The sequence below is a fragment of the Streptomyces sp. DSM 120436 genome, assembly GCF_055778765.1.
The window spans coordinates 3908004-3925396 of the sequence record NZ_JBSKBS010000001.1; the positions used below are offsets into that span (position 1 = coordinate 3908004).

Sequence of the window (17393 nt, forward strand, 5' to 3'; positions counted from 1 at the left end):
TCGGATGGACCAGGGACGCCCGGTGATCCGGGTGTCCGGACCGAGCACCGCCGGCCTCACGGCCGGAATCATTCCGAAAGGATGCGGCATGGCAACCACGCGCTCCGCGCACACCGTTTGGGAAGGCAGCCTCTTCAAGGGCAGCGGGGTCGTCGCCTTCGACTCCTCGGGCGCCGTCTCCGAGCAGCCGGTCACCTGGGCCTCGCGAGCCGAGGACGCGAACGGGAAGACCAGCCCCGAGGAGCTGATCGCCGCCGCGCACTCCAGCTGCTTCTCGATGGCCCTGTCCAACGGCCTCGACAAGGCGGGCACCCCGCCCACCCGGCTGACCACCAACGCCGAGGTCACCTTCGTGCCGGGCACGGGCATCACCGGCATCCACCTCACCGTCGAGGGCACCGTCCCCGGTCTGGACGAGGCCGGTTTCGTCGCCGCGGCCGAGGACGCCAAGGTGAACTGCCCGGTCAGCCAGGCGCTCAAGGGCACGGAGATCACCCTGACGGCGAAGCTCGCCTGACCCGTCCGCCCGCAGGCCGCCCCCGCGGGGGCGGCCTGCTCCGCGTCCGCCGCCGAAAGCCGCCCCATGACGTCACGCCCCGCCGTCTCCGCCCACCGCGGAGGGACCGAACGCGCCGCCCCGGCCACCTGGGAGGCGTACCGGGACGCACTCGCCTCCGGCGCCGAGTACGTCGAGTTCGACGTGCGGCGCACCGCGGACGGCGTCCTCGTCGTCCACCACGACGCCCGGGTGGGCGGCACCGGCCCCCTGCTGTCCACGCTCACCCGCGCCGCGCTGGACGCCCGCGCCGGGTACCCGGTGCCCGCCGTGGAGGACGTGATGGCACTGATCGCGGGGAAGCTCGTCGCGCACCTGGACCTGAAGGAGACCGGCTACGAGCACCAGGTGCTGGACCGGGCGGTCGCCCTGCTGGGGGAGGACGGGGTCGTCGCCACCACCCTGGAGGACCGCTCCGTCGCCGCCCTCACCGCCGCCCGCCCGCGGGTGCGCACCCTGCTCTCCCTCGGCCGCGACGGCCGGGGCCTGACCCGGCGCGGGCTGGTGCGCACCCGGATGGGCGAACTGCTGCCGCTGCGCCGCGTCCGCGCCTGCGGCGCCCACGGGGTCGCCGCGCACCAGCGGCTGGCCCGCGCCACCGTGCTGCGCGAGGCCGCCCGCGGCGGACTGTTCACGATGGTGTGGACGGTCAACGACGACACGGCGATGCGCGCCTTCCTCGGCGACCCGCGCGTGGACGTCCTGGTCACCGACCGCCCCCGCCGCGCGGTGACGCTGCGGGACCACCCGGACGGGTCACGCCCCCGCTGACCGAAACCCCCTCCGCACACTTGACAACGGGCCGCTCAAGTTTTGTGCTGGAAGTGGTGGAAGACCGGAGTGGAGCCTGGCGGAAGGGGTTACAGCGATGGGACGTGCCGTCGGAATCGACCTGGGAACCACGAACTCGGTGGTCGCCGTGCTCGAAGGCGGTGAGCCCACCGTCATCGCCAACGCGGAGGGCGCCCGCACCACCCCCTCGGTCGTGGCCTTCGCCAAGAACGGCGAGGTGCTCGTCGGGGAGGTCGCCAAGCGGCAGGCCGTCACCAACGTCGACCGCACCGCCCGTTCGGTCAAGCGGTACATGGGCGACGCCCGGTGGCGGTTCCCCGAGGAGGGCTCCGTCGACGGCACCCGCTACCGGGCGCAGGAACTGTCCTCCCGCGTGCTGCAGAAGCTCCGCAGGGACGCCGAGTCCTACCTCGGCGAGGACGTCACCGACGCGGTCATCACCGTGCCGGCCTACTTCGACGACACCCAGCGGCAGGCCACCAAGGAGGCCGGTGAGATCGCCGGGCTCAACGTGCTGCGCATCATCAACGAGCCCACGGCCGCGGCGCTCGCGTACGGACTGGACAAGGAGAACGACCAGACCGTCCTGGTGTTCGACCTCGGTGGCGGCACCTTCGACGTGTCGCTGCTGGAGATGGGCGAGGGCGTCATCGAGGTGAAGGCCACCAACGGCGACACCCACCTCGGCGGCGACGACTGGGACCAGCGGATCGTGGACTGGCTCGCCAAGCGCTTCAAGGGCCAGTACGGCGTCGACCTGGCGCAGGACAGGATGGCGGTGCAGCGGCTGCGGGAGGCCGCCGAGAAGGCGAAGATCGAGCTGTCGTCGTCGAGCGAGACGACCGTCAACCTGCCGTACATCACCGCCTCCGCCGAGGGCCCGCTGCACCTCGACGAGAAGCTCACCCGAGCCCAGTTCCAGGAGCTCACCGCGGACCTGCTGGACCGCTGCAAGAAGCCCTTCCACCAGGCGGTCGAGGACGCCGGGGTGCGGCTGTCCGACGTCGACCACGTCATCCTCGTCGGCGGCTCCACCCGGATGCCCGCCGTGACCGAGCTGGTCCGCGAACTCACCGGCAAGGAACCGCACAAGGGCGTCAACCCCGACGAGGTGGTGGCCCTCGGCGCCGCCCTCCAGGCGGGCGTCATCCGCGGCGACGTCAAGGACGTGCTGCTGCTCGACGTCACCCCGCTGTCCCTCGGCATCGAGACCAAGGGCGGCATCATGACCAAGCTGATCGAGCGCAACACCACGATCCCCACCCGCCGGTCGGAGATCTTCACCACCGCCGCCGACAACCAGCCCTCCGTCGGCATCCAGGTCTACCAGGGCGAACGCGAGATCGCCGCGTACAACAAGAAGCTCGGCACCTTCGACCTGACCGGCCTGCCCCCGGCGCCGCGCGGGGTGCCGCAGATCGAGGTGGCGTTCGACATCGACGCCAACGGCATCATGCACGTCTCCGCGAAGGACCTGGGCACCGGCAAGGAACAGAAGATGACCGTCACCGGCGGCTCGGCCCTGCCCAAGGAGGACATCGACCGCATGATGCGCGAGGCCGAGCAGTACGCCGAGGAGGACCGCCGGCGCCGGGAGGCCTCCGAGACCCGCAACCAGGCCGAGCAGATCGTCTACCAGACCGAGAGGTTCCTCGACGAGAACGGCGACAAGGTCCCCGGCGACACCAGGTCCGAGGTGGAGTCGGCCGTCGCCGACGTCAAGCGGCTGCTGGAGCGGGAGTCGCCCGACACCGCCGAGCTGCGCACCGCCGTGGAGAAGGTCGCCTCGGTCAGCCAGCGGATGGGCCAGGCGATGTACGCGCAGACCGACGCCGGGGGCGCGAGCGCCGGCCCCGGAGCCGCGGACACCGGCGCCGCGGCCCAGGGGGACGACGACGTCGTCGACGCGGAGATCGTCGACGACGACAAGGACGCCGGCGGCCGGCGGGACGGCGCGGCCTGAGCCCGCGGGCGCCTCACAGGTGCTCGCGGCACTCCCGCAGCAGCTTCTCGGTGCGCTGGGCCGAGGACGCACGGGCCGTCATGCGGTCCAGCACCTCCAGGTGCACCGAGACCTCCTTGCGGGAGTCCAGGTACAGCGCGCCGGTCAGGTACTCGGTGAACACCAGGTCCGGCAGCTCCGGCTCGGCGAACCGGAACAGGGAGAACGGCGCGTACGTCCCCGGGTGCGGCCCGTCCGCGAACTCGGCGACCTGCAGCGTGACCCGGTCCCGCGCGGAGTACTCCAGCAGCTTGTCGAGCTGCTCGCGCATCACCCGGCCGTCCCCGCTCACCGGGCGCCGCAGCACGGTCTCCTCCATGAGCACCCACAGGTGCGGCGGGTCCGGGCGCTCCAGCAGCCGCTGCCGCTCCATGCGCAGTGCCACGTGCCGCTCGACCGCCTCCGGGCCCGCCGTGCCGATGGTCCCGGCCTCCAGCACCGCCCGCGCGTAGTCCTCCGTCTGGAGCAGTCCCGGCACGAAGTGCGGCTCGTACGAGCGGATGATCCGCGCGGCGCCCTCCAGGCTCACGTAGAGGCTGAACCACTCGGGGAGCACGTCGCCGTACCGCTGCCACCAGCCCGGACGGTTCGCGTCCTCCGCGAGCTGGACGAACGCGTCGGCCTCGGTGTCGGGCACCCCGTAGGCGGTCAGCAGCATCTGCACGTACGGGATCTTCAGGGCGACCTCGGCGGTCTCCATCCGGCGGACCGTCGCCGGCGCCACCCGCAGGATCCGGGCGGCCTCCTCCCGTGAGAGGCCCGCGGCCTCCCGCAACTCGTACAACCGCCGTCCCAGGACCACCTGGCCCACGGTGGGTGCGGCCCGCCGCTCACTCAACGCCACGCCTCCCCAACGCGCTCGGGCATGCGTTCATCCTGTCATGTCCCTCCGAGACTCTCACGAGCCTCGGGAGACCGCCCTGTTTCCGCGCGTCCGCCGCATGACCCCGCACGTGATCGGCCCGGCCCCGCCCGCACGGGACCGTGGACGCACCGCTCCCGACGGAGGACGCCGCCCGTGTCCGCGGCCCCGCTCGCCGTGCCCGCCCGCACCGCGGCGCCGCGTCCGCCTCACCCTGCTGCGTCACAGGGCGTTGAAGTCACGTCAGCGCAGCCAGGTCTGAAGGTACGCGGCCGTCGCCGGGTCCGCCGGGAGCAGCGTCTCCACGGCCAGCTCGGCGACGGTCACGTCCATCGGGGTGTTGAAGGTGGAGAGGGACGACACGAACGACAGCGTCCGCCCCCGGTGCTCGATCACCATCGGCAGCGCGAAGTACGCCACCGGTTCGGCCGGTTCCTCCGCCCGCCCGGCGGCGTCCGGCACCGGGAACGCCGCCACCTCGTCGTACAGCGCCCGCAGCCGCTCCGAGCGGCGCAGGGCGATGTTCCGGCGCATCTGCTCCAGCAGGTGTCCGCGCCACTCGCGCAGGTTCCGGATCCGGGGCGCGAGACCCCGCGGGTGCAGGGTGAGCCGCACCGCGTTCAGCGGCGGCGTCAGCAGCGACTCCGGAACGCCGTCGAACAGCGCCGTGACCCCCCGGTTGGCCGCCACCACGTCGTACGCCGCGTCCACCACCAGCGCCGGGTACGGCTCGAAGCCGCCGATCAGCCGCTCGATGCCGGTGCGCACGACCTCCAGCGCCGGGTCGTCCAGCGGGGTCTGTGGGTAGCGGGGCGCGTAACCGGCCGCGAGGAGCAGCGCGTTGCGGTCCCGCACGGGCACGTCCAGGTGTTCGGCCAGTCGCAGCACCATCTCCTCGCTGGGCCGGGAGCGGCCGGTCTCGACGAAGCTGATGTGCCGGGCGGAGGAGCCGGCGCGCAGGGCCAGCTCCAGCTGGCTGACCCGCCGCCGCTGCCTCCAGGCGCGCAGCAGCGGACCCACGCCCTCGGTGCGGGAGACGGGGTCGGGGGGTGCGGTGGTCATGCCGAGACGGTAGTCGAACAACGGCCGTAGGGGGGAGCCTCCAGCCCTTCGACCAGGGCACGGCAGGACCTTCTGTGGCAGCCTGGACGCGCCACGAGAGCCGACCCGGCGAAGGAGCAGCCCATGCCCGTCGAACCGCTGTCCCGGACGGAGATCGAGACCCGGCTCGCCGAGCTGCCGGGCTGGACCCTCGACGGGGACCGCCTCACCCGCGCCTACCGGCTGGACTCGCACGTCGCGGCGGCGGCCATGGTCGTCCACGTAGCCCGGGTGCAGGACGAGCTGGACCACCACTCCGACCTCACCCTCGGCCACCACACCGTGTCCCTGTCCGTGCACACGCACAGCGCGGGCGGCGTCGTCACCGAGAAGGACCTCGAGCTCGCCCGCAGGGTGGAGGACCTGGCGCCCGCCCACGGGGCACACTGAGGCGCGTGCTGGACTACGACGAGGAAGCGGAGCACTACGACGCCCTGCGCGGCGGCGAACCCCGCGCGGCGGCCGCCGCCGAGGCCGTGCTGGGTCTCGTCCCGCGGCAGGCGCGGAGCCTGCTGGACGTGGCCTGCGGAACCGGCATCGTGACCCGGCTGTTCCCCGCGTCCCGCCCCGGACTGCGGGTCACCGGGGTGGACCTGTCGACGTCGATGACCGTACGGGCCGCCGCCCGCCTGCCGGGGGCCGTGGTGCGGGCCGACAGCCGCCGGCTGCCCTTCCGGGACGCGCGGTTCGACGCGGTGGTCAGCGTGTGGCTGCTGCACCTGTTGACCGACCCCGCCGACGTGCGCGCCGTCGTCGCCGAGTGCGCGCGCGTACTGAGACCCGGCGGGGTCTACGTCACCACCGTGCACAAGGGGCTCTCGCACAACGTGGGCAGCGACATCGACGCCGTGCTCGCCGACCGCCCGCCGAGCCCCGTGCCCGACGCTCCCGCGACGGTCGCGGCCTGCGCGGCCGGGCACGGACTGGTCCCCGCGGGTCAGGCCCGCTTCCGCGGCCACGGCCAGGGCCGCAGCCCCCGCCGCACGCTGGACGACCTGCGACGCGGCTGGTTCGTCACCCTCCCGCCCGGCCACCCCCTCGCGGACCGCTTCGCCGCCCGCCTCACCGCCCTCCCCGACCAGGACCGCCCCCGCCCGGACCCGGTGTTCACCCTCCACGCGTTCCGCAAGCCGGCGTGACGCTTTCACCGGGTGCGGGGCTCGCCGGCTCGCGGAGTCGTTCGAAGGCGGTGGGGGAGGGGCGGTGGGGCAGGAAGGCGGCGATCGTGCGGGCGCAGTCCGCCGGGCCCGTCGTGGTCGTGTCGCATTCGAGGTCGTAGACGCCGTGCGCGTGCACCCGTTCGTACTGCCGGGCGGCGAGACCCGGCGGGCGGTCGCCCCGCTCCCGCTCGCGCCGCTCGGTCTCCTCCAGGGAGCAGCGCACGCCGACCAGGACCACCTCCCGCGGGTCGAACAGCGCGAGACAGTCGGCCAGGCGCCACTCCTCGCTCAGCACGTGATCGACCACCACGTTGTTTCCCGCCGCTGCCATGCCCGCGACCGCCCGGTGATACCCCCGCCAGGTGCGGTGCAGCACCTCGGGGAGCCGGCCGGCGTCGATCTCCCGGCTCGTGCGCATGCGGTGGAAGGCGTCCACGGGCATGTGGAAGTACGGCTCGTCCAGCACCCGCAGCAGTTCCCGCGCGATGCTGGACTTGCCCGAACTGGACGTGCCGTTGAGGAAGATGATCCGCCCGTGCATCGGGGCTCCTTCGGGGTCGCCGGCGGGGGCCGGGTCATCTTCCCCCGCCGGCGACGTTCAGCGCACCCCGCACCCCTTCCCGCCCAGCGTGAACGCCGTCGGGCTCGCGTTCGTCGCCGGTCCGCTCGCGGTGAAGCCGAAGGCGACCGAGGAGCCGGGGGTCACCGTGCGGTTCCAGCCGGCGTCGCGGACCGTCACCGCGGCCCCGGACTGGGTGTGCGAGCCGTTCCAGAGCTGGGCGATCCGCTGCCCGCCCGGGAAGGACCAGGCCAGCGACCAGCCGTCCCAGGGCGCTGTGCCGGTGTTGGTCAGCCGGACCTCCGCCTGGAAGCCGTCGCCCCACGCGTGGGTGACCCGGTACGCCACCTCACAGGCGCCGGACGGCTCCGGGTCGGTGCCGCCGCCCGTGTCCGCGAGGTCGCCGTACACGACACCGCGGCCGTTCGTCGCCACGTAGACCCGGCCGAACACCCGCGGGTCGCCGGTGATGGCCGCACCGGTCCAGCCCCACTGGTGCGCGTCGTCGTTGACCCGTACCCAGCTCGCCCCCGCGTCCGTGGAGCGGTAGATGCCGCGCACCCCGTCGATCCGCGCGCTGGTGAACAGCGTCGGGTACGACGCGCCCGGCGCCGCCTTGCCGAAGCCGACGGTGTCCGCCTCCTCGACGCCCGGCAGCTCGGTGAACGTCTGCCCGAAGTCGGTGGAGTGCCACAGCCCGTACGGCCCGTCGCTCGCCCCGCCCGCCAGCCAGATCTCGCCCGCCGTGCCGGGCAGCGCCTTGAACCGCACGCTGTCACCGGCCGGCAGCCCGGTCGCCGGCGACGCCTCGAAGGTCGCCCCGCCGTCCCTGCTGACGTAGAAACGCCCGGACTTGAAGCCGTAGAAGGTCTCCGGGTCCTCCCGGTCCGACTCCACGACCGCCCCGGCCGGGATGCCCTCGGACGCCGACCACGACGTGCCGAACCCGGTGGTGTGGTGCACGCCCGCGCCCTCCGGGCTCCACACGAAGCGGCCGCCGTCCGCCGACGCGGCGACCGTCCCGCCGCCGCTCACGCCCGAAGGGTCGGCGCCCGCGAACCAGTTGGCCCCGTTGTCGGTCGAGAAGGCGATGTGCGGGCCGGAGTCCACGTGCCCGGCGCGGACCACGACGTCCGGGTCCGACTCGGCGAAGTCCAGACTCGTCGTCGAGGTGAAGTTCGGCCGGGTGAACATCATCGACGGCACCTTCGTCAGGTCCGTGTGCCGGAAGCCGCCGATGTCGCCGAGCGCGCTGAGCAGCGGGGCGCCCGACGGGGGAGAGGCCAGGTCGAGGACCGCGGTCTCCTCCAGCCCCCGCACCATCGGCCGGATGGTGAACGGGGCGTCCTCGTCCCAGTTCGTCAGCTCCTCCGTGCCGTAGATCGTCGCGCCGGTGCCGTACATCATCCGGTCCGGGTCGAAGGGGTCGATCTCCAGCGCCTCCGTCATCCACCCCAGCTTCGGCGTCTGTTCGGGCGGCGACGGGTTCGCGCCCCAGGTCAGCCAGGGCGACGAGGAGACGTCCATGACGTAGCGGTTCTCGCGCTCCGGGTACGCGGTGTAGCGCCACGCCTGGGTCCAGGTGGCGCCGCTGTCCGTGGAGCGGAAGATCTGCGTGTCCGGCCACCAGGAGCTGTACGCCGTCGCCATCACCGTGCCCGGGTTCTGCCGGTCCACGGTCAGCCCGCTGAAGCCGAAGTAGGTGTCCTCCTCCGCGACCGGGCTGATGTCGGTCCAGGCGCCGGTCGCCGTGGCGTACCGGTACAGCCGCCCCTTGCCCCCGTCGTAGGGGCCGCCCGTGTCGCTGTACGCGAGGTACAGGTGGCCGTTCTCCGCGTCGAGGACGCCCTTGTGCGCGAGGTAGCCGGTGGGCTGGCCGGCCAGCCGCTCCCAGGTCGCGCCCGCGTCCGTCGAGCGGTACACGGCGTTCTCCTTGTCGGCGACCCCGACGTACACGGTCCGCGTGGGCGTGCCCGCGGTCCCCGTCGACTCGTCGAACGTCACCCAGACGACGCCCTGGTTGTCCGAGGCGTACCCGCTCTCGTCGTCCGGATCCTCCGCGTAGTTCCCGGGGTTGGGGAAGGACGTCACCTCCGCCCAGGTCACGCCCGCGTCGGTGGACCGCCACAGGCCGTGGCCGCTGGGCGCGCCCAGGTACAGCACGTCGTTGTCGTGCGGGTCGACCGCCAGCCGTTCCCCCATGCCCCGTCCGGGCATGTTGCCGCCCAGCTTGAACGGCAGCGCGGCCTTCCGCCAGCTCGCGCCCCGGTCCGTGGAGCGCATCACCGCGCCGTTGCCCGGGTCCCAGTCGTTGGTGTACGTGCCGACCGCCGCGTACACCCGGTCGGGGTCGGCGGCGTCCGAGGCGATGCTGACCACGCCGGTGTGGCCCCAGTCGTCCCAGCCGACCGAGTCCAGCAGGGGGATCCAGCTCTTCGTCGACTCCTGCCAGCGGTAGGCGCCGCCGATGTCGGTGCGGGCGTACGCCAGGTCCGGTTCGCTGCGGTTGAAGACGATGCCGGGCACGAAGCCGCCGCCGTCGATGCGCGCGTTGCGCCAGGTGTAGGTGTCGGCGGCGGCCCCGGAGACGGCGGCGGGAGCGACGGCCGGGGCGTCGGCGGCCAGGGCGGGCGGGCCGCCGGCGAGCAGACCGGCCGCCAGGGCGAGCACGGCCGTGAGGACACGGGTTCTTCGCACGGTGGGGGTTTCCTCTCTCGTGGGGGAGGGGCGTCGGAGCGTGCGAGGCCGGGCGGTCCCCCGTGCGCGAGGGGACCGCCCGGCCCGGTGGGCCCCGGCGTCAGGTGCCGGGGCCGGTACACGGAGCGTCGGCGGGGACTATTCGAGAAGCTCCGCGTACGCGCCCATGGCCGTGGCGATGTCCGCCTGGGCCCAGAACCGGTGGTACGTGAAGACCGGCGCGGCGCCGCCCTTCAGATAGCTCTCGACCTTCGACCAGGCCGGGTCGTCCTTGTAGAAGGAGCGGATCGAGACGAACGTCGACGACGAGTCGATCCGGTCGCCGTTCGGCATGGTGCCGGTCCAGCCGGACGGGATGTGGACCGGGTCGTCGAAGCGCTCGTAGTCGGCGCGGGTCTCCGGGACGGCGATGCCGAGGTCGTCCTGGTGGTTCTCCCACATGCCGTCCAGCAGCGCCTTCGCCGTGTCCGCCGCCTCGGTGTCACCGGAGCGGGCGGCGTAGTACGTCAGGATCTTGGCGTAGGCGCCGGCCACACCGACGTCGTTGGTGTAGTCGACGACCTCGACGTGCAGCCCGCTGTTGGCGCCCGGTGACGACGGGTTCCAGGTGTCGGGCTTGCCGGACCACTTCAGCGTGGACGGGAAGCGGAACGTCCCGTCCGGGTTGACCGTGGTCTCGGACAGCGCCCAGTCCACCCACTTCTCCAGGACCGACTCGGCGAGCGCGTTGCCCGTCTGGTGGTACACCTCGGCCACCCGCTCCATCGACCACGCCTGGAAGCCGAACCACTGGTTCGACGGCGGGTCGTGGTACACCGGCTTCTCGTCGTAGTACATGCCGTAGAAGGTCGGCGTACCGGCTGGCGGAGTGGTGTAGCGGCCCGCCCAGCTGTTGGTCGCGCCGCCCGCGATGCCGCCCTCGTCGGACTGCAGCCAGCGGTAGAACTCCAGCTGGCGCTGGAACGACTTGCCCCAGTCCTCCGCGCCCGTCGCCGACTTCGGCTTCAGGGGCGCGTGGTTGGCCAGCGCGTACGCGGCGAGCGGGTTCTGGTACCCGCCGTGCGCGTGGCTGGAGCCGATGCGCCAGGCCCAGCCGGCCGAGGTGTCGGTGGCGCCGCCCCAGGCGTAGTACCAGGAGAGCAGGTAGTGCGAGGCGTCCTTGCCGGTGCCGGCCGGGCAGGACGGGCTGGTGCAGTTGCCGATCTTCTTGAAGTACTTGTCGTACATGGCGTAGCGCAGGTAGTCGCCCATCTTGGCGGCCTTGGCGACGGTTCCGGCGATCTCACCGCCCTTGCCCTGCTCCTTCGCCCACAGGTCGGCCCAGTACGCCGCCTGCACCGCACGCGCGTCGGCGTCGGGGGCGTTGGTGAACTTCCACTGCTTGGCGTAGGACGCGTCCTTGGTGAACAGGTCCAGGTAGCCGTTGGGGCCGCCGTACTTGAAGGCGTCACAGGTCGGCTGGGTGACCGTCTCCCACACCGACTCCTGCGGGCCGCGCTGGAAGGTGTTGATGTAGGACGGGCCGGTGTCCGACGGTCCGGCCTCGCACTTGCCGGGCGAGTTGCCGTAGCCGTAGACGTTGTCCACGTCCTGGATCCAGTGCATGCCGTACACCTGGTCGGTGCCGTACGCGGACCTCAGCTCCGCCGCGATCGGGTCACGGCCCACGGAGACGCCGGGGTCGAGCTGCGACGGGTACTCGTTCGGGGTGTCGTGCTCGGGCGCGTACGTCGCCGGCTTCGAGGGGTCGTAGAAGGAGGTGGTCGGCTGGTCGGCGGCGGTCGGGATGGCGTACTGCTCCATCGTCTCCCAGGCGTCGTTGAACCGCGTCCAGTCCCCGGTGATCCTGCCGTACATCGCCTGCAGCCACAGCAGGTAGCTGTACGCCTCCGAGGTGGTCTCGTGACCGTGGTCGGGCGCCTCGACGATCAGCGTCTCGACCGAGTGGTACGGGATGCCCTCGGGGGAGAAGTAGCCGTTCGCCGGGTCGGTGATCTTGTCGTACAGCTCCAGGAACCGCGCCTCGTACGACTTGGTCGCGCCCAGCTGGGTCACGGTCACCGCCGCCTTGGCGTGGCCGGGCGCGGTGGACTCGAAGACCGCCTGACCGGTGCCGGAGGAGTCGGCGGCGACGGTCACCCTCTGAGCGGTGCTCCAGTTCGACGGGGTGAAGGTGAGGCTCGCGCCGGAGGACACGGACAGCCCCGTGGTGCCGCTCGCCCGCGTCGTCGTGACGGTCACGTTCCCGCTCGGCTGCTTGGAGAGCTTCACCTCGAAGGTGCCCGACTCACCCTGGCGCACGCCCAGTTGGGAGGGGCTGGCGACCACGGCGGGACCCGAGGCGACCGTGATGCCGACCGGGGCGGAGGAGGCGGAGGCGCCCATGCTGTCGTACGCCTTCGCCACCAGGGAGTGGGCGCCGACGGCCAGTCCGCCGACCGACAGCGTGAACGGCGCGGAGGTGTCCGTCCCGAGCAGTTCGGTGTCGTCGTAGAACTCGACCTTGGTGATGGTGGCCCGGTCGGCCGCGGCGGCGGTGGCCGCGAGCGGCACCGTCTCGCCCTGGGTGTAGACCGAGCCGGCCTCCGGGCTGGTCAGCACGGCGATCGGCGGCTGGTGGGCGCCCACGCAGGCGGTGCCGTTGACCGAGAAGGAGGTGGGCGCGGCGTTGGCGCCGCTGTAGGAGAACTGGGCGCCGGCGGTGACGGCGGCGCCGACGGCGATCCGGCCGTTGTACCCGGCGTCCTTCACGGTGACGGTGGAGCCGGACTGGGACCAGCTCCCGTTCCAGCCGTTCACCAGGCGCTGGTTGCCCGTGTAGTCGTACGTCAGGGTCCAGCCGTCGATGACGTCGGTGCCGCGGTTGGTGACGGTCAGGTCGGCGGTGAAGCCCGAACCCCAGTCGTTCGTCTTGTAGTCCACGCTGCACTGGACGGCCGCCGCCCGGGCGGGGGTGGTACCCGTCGACAGCATCGTCAGCGGCAGCGCGAGGGCGGTCACGGCGACCGCTAAGAGACGTCGCACGCCACCGCGTCTGCGGGGTGGGGGATGCATGGTGCTGGTCCTTCCTGCGACTCGTACATGTCAAGGCTTGAACCAGTGGGAGCGCTCCCATAGTGGGGACGGGGGGTGGACCGGTCAACCCTTGGTGCGAATCGAAAACATTCGACACCGCAAGAAATGCCAATGTCCGCGCACCCTCTGTTCTTCATCGTCACTTGGCGCTAACTTCATGGACACCAGTGGGAGCGGTTCCATCAGTCGACGCGTCGGTCCCGACGCGTCCGAGCTGCAAGGAGTCGCTCGATGAACCACCCCCCGTGTTCAGCACTTTGAGCCACCCCGTGCACGTGTGGAGCACCTGACGCGGGGCGCTCGTCACCGTGGGATTTCTGTGCCGTCCGTGCTGTCCGGAGCCATCCGGCCGGCCTCACGGACCCGCCCGTGCGGAGCCGGGACGGCATCCCCCACCCCGTAAGGCACCAGGCCGCGCGAACGCCCGTGCGCGCCCAGAAGGAAAGCCCCCTACGGATAGGAAACCCGCACCATGAGTCGCACCAGAACCGCGCTCCTCGCCGCCATGGCGCTGGTCGCCGGCGCCACCGGGTCGGCGATCGCCGCCGCCCCGGGCGACGTCGGCGCGGCCGCCGTCCCCTGCACCGTGGACTACACGGTGCAGAACCAGTGGAACACCGGCTTCACCGCGTCCGTGACGGTCACCAACCACGGTGCCGCGAAGTCCTCGTGGGCGGTGAAGTGGAGCTACGCCGGGAACCAGAAGGTGACCAGCGGCTGGAACGCCAGGATCACCCAGTCCGGCGCGGACGTCACGGCGGCCAACGAGTCCTACAACGGCACGCTCGCCACCGGAGGCTCCGCCACCTTCGGTTTCCAGGGCACCTACAGCGGCACCAACGCCGTCCCCGCCACCTTCACCCTCGACGGCGTGACCTGCAACGTCGACTCCGGCGGACCGACGGATCCGCCCGACCCGACCGACCCGCCCCCGGGTGACCGCGTCGACAACCCGTACGACGGCGCCAAGGTGTACGTGAACCCGGAGTGGTCCGCGAACGCCGCCGCCGAGCCGGGCGGCAGCCGCATCGCGAACCAGCCGACCGGTGTCTGGATGGACCGCATCGCCGCCATCAACGGGGCCAACGGCAAGATGGGGCTGCGGGAGCACCTCGACGAGGCCCTGCGCCAGAAGGGCTCGGGCGAACTCGTCTTCCAGGTGGTCATCTACAACCTGCCGGGCCGCGACTGCGCCGCCCTCGCCTCCAACGGCGAGCTCGGCCCGACGGAGATCGACCGCTACAAGAGCGAGTACATCGACCCGATCGCACAGATCCTCTCCGACCCCAAGTACGCCTCGCTGCGCATCGTCACGGTGGTCGAGATCGACTCACTGCCCAACCTGGTCACCAACGTGTCGCCGCGGGCGACCGCCACGCCGAACTGCGACACGATGAAGGCCAACGGCAACTACGTGAAGGGCGTCGGCTACGCCCTGAACAAGCTGGGTGACGCGCCCAACGTCTACAACTACGTGGACGCGGGCCACCACGGCTGGCTGGGCTGGGACGACAACTTCGGTCCCTCCGCGCAGCTGTTCAAGCAGGCCTCGACCGCCGAGGGCGCGACCGTGGCGGACGTGCACGGCTTCATCGCCAACACGGCCAACTACAGCGCGCTGAAGGAGGACCACTTCTCCGTCAACGACACCGTGGGCGGCAAGTCCGTGCGCGAGTCGAAGTGGGTCAGCTGGAACCGCTACGTCGACGAGCTGTCGTACGCCCAGGCCCTGCGTCAGGAACTGGTCTCGCTCGGCTTCGACTCGAAGATCGGCATGCTGATCGACACGTCCCGCAACGGCTGGGGCGGTGCGAACCGGCCCACCGGACCGGGCGCCACGACCGACGTGGACACCTACGTCGACGGCGGCCGTTACGACCGCCGGTACAACACGGGCAACTGGTGCAACCAGGCCGGAGCCGGCCTGGGTGAGCGGCCCCAGGCGTCCCCGGAGCCCGGGATCGACGCCTACGTGTGGATCAAGCCCCCGGGGGAGTCCGACGGTGCGAGCAAGGTCATCGACAACGACGAGGGCAAGGGCTTCGACCGGATGTGCGACCCGACCTACGGGGGCAATCCGCGGAACGACAACAACATGTCGGGCGCCCTTCCGGACGCCCCGATCTCCGGGCACTGGTTCTCCGCCCAGTTCCAGGAGCTGATGAAGAACGCCTACCCGCCGCTGTCGTGACGGGCTGACCCGCGTCCGCCGGGCCCGGACCCCTCGGGGATGCCGGGTCCGGCGGACCACGGTCGATTTGCGGTATCGGCAACGTGGTTTGCCCGCCCCCGGTGCGTCGTCGCAGGCTGACCGCATCCGAGCGGAGAGGCTGACCACCATGGCGCACCACCACCACGCATCCGGCCGCGACGGCGAGCACCGTCACGAGAACGGGCACGGACAGGGACCGGGGCACGACCACGAGCACCTGGACTGGGCCGAGCTGGCGCCCCTGCTGGAGAGCCAGGCGGAAGTGTTCACCCCGCTGTACGAGCGGGCCCTGGCCTGGCTGGCCAAGGAGGTCACCGAACCGGGCCTGATCGTGGACGCCGGCAGCGGCCCCGGCGTGATCTCCGGCCTGTTCGCCGAGACCTTCCCGGGCGCCCGCATCGTGGCCGTCGACGGCTCCGGACCGCTGCTGGAGCGGGCCCGCGCCCGCGCCGAGCGCCTCGGCGCCGGCGACCGCTTCGACACCCTGACCGGTGACCTGCCCGAGGTGCTGGCCGAGCTGGACTACCCGGCCGACCTGCTGTGGGCCAGCCGCAGCATCCACCACCTCGGCGACCAGGCCGCGGCGCTCGCGGCCTGCGCCGAACGGCTCGCACCCGGCGGCACGCTGGCCGTGATGGAGGGCGGACTGCCCGCCCGCTTCCTGCCCCGCGACATCGGCTTCGGCCGCCCCGGCCTCCAGGCGCGCATCGACGCCGTGGAGGAGGAGCGGTTCACGCGCATGCGCGAGGAGCTGCCCGGCTCGGTGGCCCAGGTGGAGGACTGGCCCGCCCTGCTCACCGCGGCCGGCCTGCACCACACCCGCTCGCGCACCTTCCTCCTCGACCTCCCGGCCCCGGTGCCGGACCGCGCCCGCGCCCACGTGGCCGAGACCCTCACCCGCACCCGCGACATGCTCGGCGAGCACCTGGACGCCGACGACCGCGCCACCCTCGACCGTCTCGTCGACCCCGGCGACCCGGCGAGCGTCCACCACCGCCCGGACGTCTTCGTCCTGGCGGCCCACACCGTCCACACGGGGGTACGGCCGGTGTGACGCCTCGGCGTGACCGCCGTCGTCCGGCCGGCGGGGCGGCCCGACCGGCCCACCCGGACACGCCGGCGGCCGGCCACCCGTCGGGACGGGGGCCGGTCACCGGCGTGGTGCGCCGTCAGGCGCTGTTGAACTCCGCGGGGTTCAGACCCACCCGCCGGTCCTCGTTCAGCGCGCTGATCGCCGCCAGGTCCTCGGCGTCCAGGGTGAACCCGAAGACGTCGATGTTCTCCTTGATGCGGGACGGCGTCACCGACTTGGGGATGACGACGTTGCCCAGCTGGAGGTGCCAGCGCAGCACCACCTGGGCGGGGGTGCGCTGGTGCTTCTGCGCGATGGCCACGATCGCCGGGATCTCCAGGATGCCCTTGCCGGAGCCGAGCGGGGAGTAGGCCTCGGTGGCGATGCCCCGCTCCGCGTGCCACTCCCGCGCGGCGGCCTGCTGCAGATGCGGGTGCAGCTCGATCTGGTTGACCGCCGGGACGACCGAGGTCTCCCCGGTCAGCCGCTCCAGGTGCTCCGGCAGGAAGTTGGACACGCCGATCGCGCGCACCCGCCCGTCCGACAGCAGCTTCTCGAACGCCCTGTACGTGTCGACGTACAGGTCCCGGGCCGGGGTCGGCCAGTGGATGAGGTACAGGTCGACGTAGTCGAGGCCGAGCTTCGCCAGCGACGTGTCGAAGGCCTTGAGGGTGGAGTCGTACCCGTGGTCGCTGTTCCACAGCTTGGTGGTGACGAAGATGTCCTCACGGGGGACGCCCGACCGCGCGATGGCCTTGCCGGTGCCCTCCTCGTTGCCGTAGATCGCCGCCGTGTCGATGCTGCGGTAGCCGGCCTCCAGCGCCGCCGCCACGGCCGTCTCGGCCTCCGCGTCCGGTACCTGCCAGACGCCGAACCCCAACTGGGGCATCTCGACGCCGTTGTTCAGGGTGATCGGGGGGACCTTGCTCACGAGCTCTCGATCCTTAGGTTGTGGTCAGGTGATACCTCCATCGTCAACGATCACGGCCCGCGCCGCATTCCTGACCGCGGAATTCATGCCCGGTACCACGCCTCGGCCTCTTGGGCGTACGCCTTCCCGGCGGCCTTGCGCTTCAGCTTCGACGACGGTGTGAGCGGCCCCCTGCTCCTCGGTGAACGGCTGCGCGAGGACACGGGAGGCGCGGATCGGCTCGGCCGGCGGGACGCTCCGGCCGCCGCACGTGCCGGCTCACCGCCGACCGGCGCAGTCCGAGCCGCCGCGCCGCCTGCGTGAAGCTCAGCGTCTGGGCCACCGACAGGAAGGTCCGCAGGCGGGTCGGCTCGTACATGCCGGCAGCCTGCTCC

13 protein-coding genes and 1 pseudogene are annotated in these 17393 nt (G+C 72.1%); 7 read left to right on the forward strand and 7 right to left on the reverse strand.

All coding sequences use genetic code 11. From position 1 onward, the window contains the following. The first annotated feature begins 88 nt into the window (after nucleotides 1–88). The 3 genes from ACWH4W_RS17440 to dnaK all read left to right on the forward strand — a co-directional run bounded on the left by ACWH4W_RS17440 (nucleotide 89) and on the right by dnaK (nucleotide 3311). Nucleotides 89–517: an OsmC family protein gene (locus ACWH4W_RS17440; RefSeq protein ID WP_473076642.1), complete on the forward strand. Its 429-nt coding sequence runs from the start codon at nucleotides 89–91 to the stop codon at nucleotides 515–517. A 66-nt stretch (nucleotides 518–583) separates the two neighbouring features. Continuing rightward, complete coding sequence (locus tag ACWH4W_RS17445) at nucleotides 584–1327, forward strand: glycerophosphodiester phosphodiesterase family protein (RefSeq protein WP_473076643.1); 744 nt, start codon at nucleotides 584–586, stop codon at nucleotides 1325–1327. 97 nt (nucleotides 1328–1424) lie between these two features. Then, nucleotides 1425–3311, forward strand: a complete 1887-nt coding sequence (gene dnaK / locus ACWH4W_RS17450) for a molecular chaperone DnaK (RefSeq protein WP_473076644.1) — start codon at nucleotides 1425–1427, stop codon at nucleotides 3309–3311. A 13-nt stretch (nucleotides 3312–3324) separates the two neighbouring features. Here the strand turns inward: dnaK and ACWH4W_RS17455 are convergent, their stop codons facing one another. Continuing rightward, nucleotides 3325–4188 (reverse strand): helix-turn-helix domain-containing protein, encoded by an 864-nt coding sequence (locus ACWH4W_RS17455; protein WP_473076645.1) that lies wholly within the window; start codon nucleotides 4186–4188, stop codon nucleotides 3325–3327. A gap of 267 nt (nucleotides 4189–4455) precedes the next feature. Next, entirely contained in the window at nucleotides 4456–5274 is an 819-nt protein-coding gene (locus tag ACWH4W_RS17460) for a helix-turn-helix domain-containing protein (RefSeq protein WP_473076646.1), read from the reverse strand. A gap of 123 nt (nucleotides 5275–5397) precedes the next feature. Between ACWH4W_RS17460 and ACWH4W_RS17465 the strand changes: the two genes are divergently transcribed. Next, complete coding sequence (locus ACWH4W_RS17465) at nucleotides 5398–5703, forward strand: 4a-hydroxytetrahydrobiopterin dehydratase (RefSeq protein ID WP_473076647.1); 306 nt, start codon at nucleotides 5398–5400, stop codon at nucleotides 5701–5703. 5 nt (nucleotides 5704–5708) lie between these two features. Next, on the forward strand, nucleotides 5709–6452 hold the full coding sequence (locus ACWH4W_RS17470; RefSeq protein ID WP_473076648.1) for a class I SAM-dependent methyltransferase: 744 nt from the start codon (nucleotides 5709–5711) through the stop codon (nucleotides 6450–6452). On the opposite strand, the gene ACWH4W_RS17475 is transcribed toward ACWH4W_RS17470, so the two are convergent. From ACWH4W_RS17475 to ACWH4W_RS17485, 3 genes are all read right to left on the reverse strand, one after another. Beyond that, complete coding sequence (locus ACWH4W_RS17475) at nucleotides 6421–7014, reverse strand: chloramphenicol phosphotransferase CPT family protein (protein WP_473076649.1); 594 nt, start codon at nucleotides 7012–7014, stop codon at nucleotides 6421–6423. The two genes, ACWH4W_RS17470 and ACWH4W_RS17475, sit on opposite strands and share 32 nt — an antisense overlap. Nucleotides 7015–7071: 57 nt before the next feature. Beyond that, nucleotides 7072–9729, reverse strand: a complete 2658-nt coding sequence (locus ACWH4W_RS17480) for a cellulose binding domain-containing protein (protein ID WP_473076650.1) — start codon at nucleotides 9727–9729, stop codon at nucleotides 7072–7074. A gap of 138 nt (nucleotides 9730–9867) precedes the next feature. Beyond that, nucleotides 9868–12783 (reverse strand): glycoside hydrolase family 48 protein, encoded by a 2916-nt coding sequence (locus ACWH4W_RS17485; RefSeq protein ID WP_473076651.1) that lies wholly within the window; start codon nucleotides 12781–12783, stop codon nucleotides 9868–9870. Between the two features lie 493 nt (nucleotides 12784–13276). Between ACWH4W_RS17485 and ACWH4W_RS17490 the strand changes: the two genes are divergently transcribed. Both ACWH4W_RS17490 and ACWH4W_RS17495 read left to right on the forward strand, forming a co-directional pair. After that, nucleotides 13277–14995, forward strand: coding sequence for a glycoside hydrolase family 6 protein (locus ACWH4W_RS17490; protein ID WP_473076652.1), 1719 nt, complete (start codon nucleotides 13277–13279; stop codon nucleotides 14993–14995). Between the two features lie 148 nt (nucleotides 14996–15143). After that, nucleotides 15144–16070 carry a class I SAM-dependent methyltransferase gene (locus ACWH4W_RS17495; RefSeq protein WP_473076653.1) on the forward strand — a complete coding sequence of 309 codons (927 nt, stop codon included), beginning with the start codon at nucleotides 15144–15146 and terminating at the stop codon, nucleotides 16068–16070. A 115-nt stretch (nucleotides 16071–16185) separates the two neighbouring features. Here ACWH4W_RS17495 and ACWH4W_RS17500 read toward each other — a convergent pair whose 3' ends face one another. Together ACWH4W_RS17500 and ACWH4W_RS17505 are read right to left on the reverse strand one after the other, a co-directional pair. Continuing rightward, the gene (locus ACWH4W_RS17500) at nucleotides 16186–16977 is read right to left on the reverse strand and encodes an aldo/keto reductase (RefSeq protein WP_473077530.1); all 792 of its coding nucleotides are present in this window, start codon (nucleotides 16975–16977) and stop codon (nucleotides 16186–16188) included. Nucleotides 16978–17239: 262 nt separating this feature from the next. After that, nucleotides 17240–17377 (reverse strand): annotated as a pseudogene (locus tag ACWH4W_RS17505) (helix-turn-helix domain-containing protein); the annotation flags it as partial. Between the last annotated feature and the right edge of the window lie 16 nt (nucleotides 17378–17393).

Excerpts from the sequence above, each read along its gene's own strand:
- ACWH4W_RS17500 (WP_473077530.1), bottom strand. The coding sequence starts at position 16,977 with ATGCCCCAGTTGGGGTTCGGCGTCTGGCAGGTACCGGACGCGGAGGCC.
- dnaK (WP_473076644.1), top strand. The coding sequence starts at position 1,425 with ATGGGACGTGCCGTCGGAATCGACCTGGGAACCACGAACTCGGTGGTC.
- ACWH4W_RS17440 (WP_473076642.1), top strand. The coding sequence starts at position 89 with ATGGCAACCACGCGCTCCGCGCACACCGTTTGGGAAGGCAGCCTCTTC.
- ACWH4W_RS17490 (WP_473076652.1), top strand. The coding sequence starts at position 13,277 with ATGAGTCGCACCAGAACCGCGCTCCTCGCCGCCATGGCGCTGGTCGCC.
- ACWH4W_RS17445 (WP_473076643.1), top strand. The coding sequence starts at position 584 with ATGACGTCACGCCCCGCCGTCTCCGCCCACCGCGGAGGGACCGAACGC.
- ACWH4W_RS17495 (WP_473076653.1), top strand. The coding sequence starts at position 15,144 with ATGGCGCACCACCACCACGCATCCGGCCGCGACGGCGAGCACCGTCAC.
- ACWH4W_RS17460 (WP_473076646.1), bottom strand. The coding sequence starts at position 5,274 with ATGACCACCGCACCCCCCGACCCCGTCTCCCGCACCGAGGGCGTGGGT.
- ACWH4W_RS17475 (WP_473076649.1), bottom strand. The coding sequence starts at position 7,014 with ATGCACGGGCGGATCATCTTCCTCAACGGCACGTCCAGTTCGGGCAAG.
- ACWH4W_RS17485 (WP_473076651.1), bottom strand. The coding sequence starts at position 12,783 with ATGCATCCCCCACCCCGCAGACGCGGTGGCGTGCGACGTCTCTTAGCG.
- ACWH4W_RS17465 (WP_473076647.1), top strand. The coding sequence starts at position 5,398 with ATGCCCGTCGAACCGCTGTCCCGGACGGAGATCGAGACCCGGCTCGCC.